This is a genomic window from Bifidobacterium sp. UBA4282 (assembly GCF_002394995.1).
GTDB lineage: Bacteria > Actinomycetota > Actinomycetes > Actinomycetales > Bifidobacteriaceae > Bifidobacterium > Bifidobacterium pullorum_B.
The window spans coordinates 1-4660 of record NZ_DGVO01000057.1 but is presented as its reverse complement, the minus strand read 5'-3'; the positions used below and the strand labels follow the sequence as shown (position 1 = coordinate 4660).

Genomic DNA, 4660 nt, shown 5'->3' with positions numbered 1-4660 from the left:
AGGCCTGCTCCTCCGGCTGCGGCTCGTTCCTGCAGACCTTCGCGCAGTCGATGGGCCTGACCATCGAGCAGTTCACGCAGGCCGCGCTGAACTCCACGCATCCGGTGGACCTGGGCTCGCGCTGCACCGTGTTCATGAACTCCTCGGTCAAGCAGGCGCAGAAGGAAGGCGCCTCGATCGAGGACATCGCCGCGGGCCTGTGCTATTCGGTGGTGCGTAACGCGCTGTACAAGGTCATCAAGCTGCGTGACTCGGGCGAACTGGGCGATACGGTGGTCGTGCAGGGCGGCACGTTCCTCAACGACGCCGTGCTGCGCGCATTCGAGCTGCTCACCGAGCGCGAGGTCACCCGCCCGAACATCGCGGGGCTTATGGGCGCGTACGGCGCCGCGCTCACCGCCCGCATGCACTATGAGGACGGCACCGAGTCCACGATCCTCAAGGGCGAGGAACTCGACAACCTGACGATGACCAGCACGCGTGACGTGTGCAAGCTGTGCCAGAACCACTGCAAGCTGACGATCACCACATTCGCCGACGGCTCGCGCTACGTGACCGGCAACCGCTGCGAACGCGGCGGCGACGCCAAGAAGCAGCGTTCCGACCGGCCGAACCTGTACGACTACAAGTACAAGCGGTGCTTCGCCTACCGCAGGCTCACCGACAAGAAGGCCACCCGCGGCGAGATCGGCATCCCGCGCGTGCTCAACATGTATGAGAACTATCCGTTCTGGTTCACGCTGCTCACCTCGCTGGGTTTCAAGGTCGTGATCTCCGGCCGTTCCAGCCATGAACTGTTCGAGACGGGCATCGAGTCGATCGCCTCCGAGAACATCTGCTACCCGGCCAAGCTGGTGCACGGTCACATCAAGTGGCTGCTCGGCAAGGGCGTGAAGACGATCTTTTACCCGTGCGTGAGCTACGAGGAGAACCTGGTCGACAACACAGACAACCACTACAACTGCCCGGTGGTGGCCAACTATCCGGTGGTCATCGGCGCCAATATGCCCGAACTGCGCGAAGAGGGCATCCGCTACATGCGGCCGTACTTCAACCTGGCCAACCACGAGCTGATGGTCGAGCGCATCGTGGAGGAGTTCGCGTGGGCGAACGTGACCCGCGAGGAGGCGCAGGAGGCCGTCAAGGCCGCCTACGCCGAGGACAAGGTCTTCAAGTACGACGTGCAGCAGGAGGGCCTGCGCGCCTTGGCGTACATGAAGGAACACGACTGCCGCGGCATCGTGCTGGCTGGCCGTCCGTACCACATCGACCCCGAGATCAACCACGGCATTCCCGAGACGATCTGCTCGCTGGGCATGGTGGTGCTCTCCGAGGATTCGATCTGCGAGCTGCAGCCGGGCGAGAAGCTGCATCTGAGCGACTATCTGTCCGAAGGCGAGGAGGATCCGCGCAAGCGCAACGCCAACGGCTTCCGCCACGTGGACGACCGCAAGGTCACCACCCGCATGCCGCTGCGCGTGACCAACCAGTGGGCCTACCATTCCCGCTTGTACGCGGCGGCGAACTTCGTGGCCTCCTATCCGGGGCTCGAACTCGTGCAGCTCAACTCCTTCGGCTGCGGCCTGGACGCCATCACCACCGACCAGGTGGCGGAGATCCTGGCCGACAAGGCCGACGTGTACACCATGCTCAAGATCGACGAGGTCTCGAATCTGGGCGCCGCCAAGATCCGTCTGCGCTCCCTCAAGGCCGCGGTCGAGGAGCGCGAATCCAACGCCGCGCGCGCCGCAGCCGCCGGGTCTACCGATTCGGTCGAGTTCGTCGAGTCCGCCGGGGACGCGACTCCGAAGGCCGGACGGTCCGCGGCATCCGACGCCGAGCTGAAGGCCGCGCAGGATGCGGTCGAATCCGCCAAGGCGCAGCTGGCCGCCGCCGAGGCGGCGCTGGCCGCGGCGCAGCGGCCGAAGACCGGCGAATTCCGCAGGACCGGATCCGAGGCGCCGACCCCGGGCCGGCAGGTCATGCTCGACACCGTCATGCGCGGCAACTCCAAGCTCACCCAGGCGGTCAGGGATGCCTCACGGAACGCCGCAGCGGGGCAGAGCAAGAAGGGAGCGCACAACTCGGCCACGTTGACCAAGTACGCCAACAAGATCCCGTTCGGCAAGTCCATGAAGAAGGACTATACGATCGTGGCCCCGCAGATGAGCCCGATCCACTTCTCGCTCGTCGAGTCGGTGATCCGTTCGGCCGGCTACAAGTTCGACGTGCTCGAACACGCCAACCATGAGGACGTTGAGGTCGGCCTCAAGTACGTGAACAACGATGCCTGCTATCCGGCCATCATGGTCATCGGCCAGCTGATCGACGCGATCCTTGAAGGCAAGTACGATCCGGACAAGGTGGCGCTGGCCATCACGCAGACCGGCGGCATGTGCCGTGCGACCAACTACTTCGGCCTGATCCGCAAGGCGCTGGTGGACGCCGGCTATCCGCAGATTCCGGTCATCGCGATCTCGACGCAGGGCCTGGAGGACAACCCCGGCTTCCAGCCGACCCCGCAGCTGCTGCACCGCGCCATCAAGGCGCTGGTCATCGGCGACCTGCTGATGAAGTGCCTGTACCGTGTGCGCCCGTATGAGGCCGCACCCGGCAGTGCAGACGCGCTGTATCGGCAGTGGGACACGATCGTGCGCGAGACGATCGAGCATCACGGCCGATCCGCCACCGCGGCGAAGACGATCGGCAAGGGTTTCCTGCCGTATCCGACGCTGGTCAAGGAGATCGTGAAATCCTTCGACGCGCTGCCGCTGCAGGACATCCCGCGCAAGGTGCGCGTCGGCGTGGTCGGCGAGATCCTGGTCAAGTACCATCCGGATGCGAACAACCATGTGGTCGACGTCATCGAGTCGCAGGACTGCGAGGCCGTGGTGCCGGGCATCATGGAGTTCATGACCACCCGCCCGTACATCTCGGACTGGAACGAGCACTATCTGGGCAAGGGCGGCAACAAGTTCGCCTATGCGGCGATGCGCTGGGGACTGGACCGTTACCTCAACCCGGTGCGTGCGGCGATCGATCTGGCCGGCGGCAAGTTCCAGCAGGATGAGCCGATGCCCGAACTGGTCAAGAAGGCCGCCGAGGTCACCTCGGTGGGCGTGCAGGCCGGTGAGGGATGGCTGCTGACCGCCGAGATCCTCGAACTGATCGAGCAGGGCTGCCCGAACGTGATCTGCGCGCAGCCGTTCGCCTGCCTGCCCAACCATGTGACCGGCCGTGGCATGTTCGGCAAGATCCGCCGCCTGTACCCGCAGGCCAACATCGTGTCGATCGACTACGACCCGGGCGCCAGCGAGGCGAACCAGCTCAACCGCATCAAGCTGATGATCTCCGCCGCCAAGAAGGCGCATGCGGCCGGTCTGGACAAGCCCGTGGAGGGCGGCCGGACCGACGGCATGGAGACCGCCGACTGAGCCCTCTGATGGAGAGCTCTCCCTGTGGAGGGCTCTCCCTACGGAATTCCTCCCACGGGGTCTTTTCCTATGGACTCTGATACATCGTGACCGTGAACCATTTCGGTAAATCCGCGGAATTCCGCGGATACGGAAGAAGCTTGTGACAGTCGAGATGTGTCAGGGTCCGCAAAGAGATGCTTCCGGGGCTTATTGACCCGGTGCGCTAGACTGGGCGGCATGGTGAAGCAGAAGAGGGTACGCAAGACGCCTGAGGAGCGGATGGGGGAGATCACCCGCGCGGCGGCGAAACTGATCAGCGAACGGGGTTTCAACGGCATCTCGCTGAAGGATGTGGCCGACGAGGTCGGCATGAGTCAGCCTGGTCTGCTGCACTATATCGGCAACAAGGACGGGTTGCTGCAGCTGCTGATCACTGATGTGTACGATGCCTCCGGCACGCCGGACGACTTCCTGGCCTCTGGGTTGCCGGGCAGCGATCCCGAAGCCCCGCTGTTCCCCGCGTATCTGCGGTTTCTGGTGCGCCACAACGCCGCCCGCCGCATGATGGTGCAGCTGTATATGGTGCTGGAGTCCGAGGCGTTCAACCCCGAGCATCCGCTCTATGACTATTTCCGCAACCGCCCGCTGTCGGTCTGGGACTACTACAGCCGGTTCCCGTGGAGCCTGCCGCCCGAGGTCGGCGCCTGGGACGAGACCATGATGCCGGTGGTGCGTCAGTGCATCGAGGCGATGGACGGCATCCAGCTGCGGTGGCTGCGCGAGCCGCCGATCGACATGTATGACGAGTGGCTGGTCTTCGAGCGGATGATCTTCCCTTCGCCGGTCTGGGACCGGTACCGCTGAGCGGGGTTCGCACTACTTCGGGGTTCGGGATTCGCAATGGCGGAATTCCGCCCCTGTCGTTTTGAAAAGCGAGGTAGTGCGAAGACCCTTTCTTATCTAACTTTATCTAACATATCTAAACATTTTAACTAAAAACATGGCTTCAATGGTTATAAACCATTGAAATATCAACATTTAACGCCGTCTAACACATATTCGATAGTCGCTTGACAACCCTTGTGTCATGCGCATATACTCGTATCTACCGAATGGTTGGTAGATACGTTCGACGAGGCTATCCGCCGACCGGAAGGTGCAACAAGTCAATGTAGACAGAGGAAGGTCAATGATGAGTGAGGCTGTTGCTATGAGCAAGGAGGAGCGGCTGGCGGCGCATGAGG

At 63.0% G+C, this 4660-nt stretch carries 2 protein-coding genes; both read left to right on the top strand.

All coding sequences use genetic code 11. From position 1 onward, the window contains the following. Positions 1-3434, top strand: a 3434-nt coding sequence (locus B4C31_RS08515) for an acyl-CoA dehydratase activase-related protein (protein WP_291532116.1), incomplete at its 5' end; no start/stop codon positions are given. 219 nt (positions 3435-3653) lie between these two features. Next, a complete protein-coding gene (locus B4C31_RS08510; protein ID WP_043169017.1) occupies positions 3654-4280 on the top strand; it encodes a TetR/AcrR family transcriptional regulator in 627 nt (208 codons plus the stop codon). Positions 4281-4660: the final 380 nt, after the last annotated feature.

What these genes read in the sequence shown, in the direction of transcription:
- B4C31_RS08510 (WP_043169017.1), top strand. Translation starts at nt 3,654, where the DNA reads ATGGTGAAGCAGAAGAGGGTACGCAAGACGCCTGAGGAGCGGATGGGG.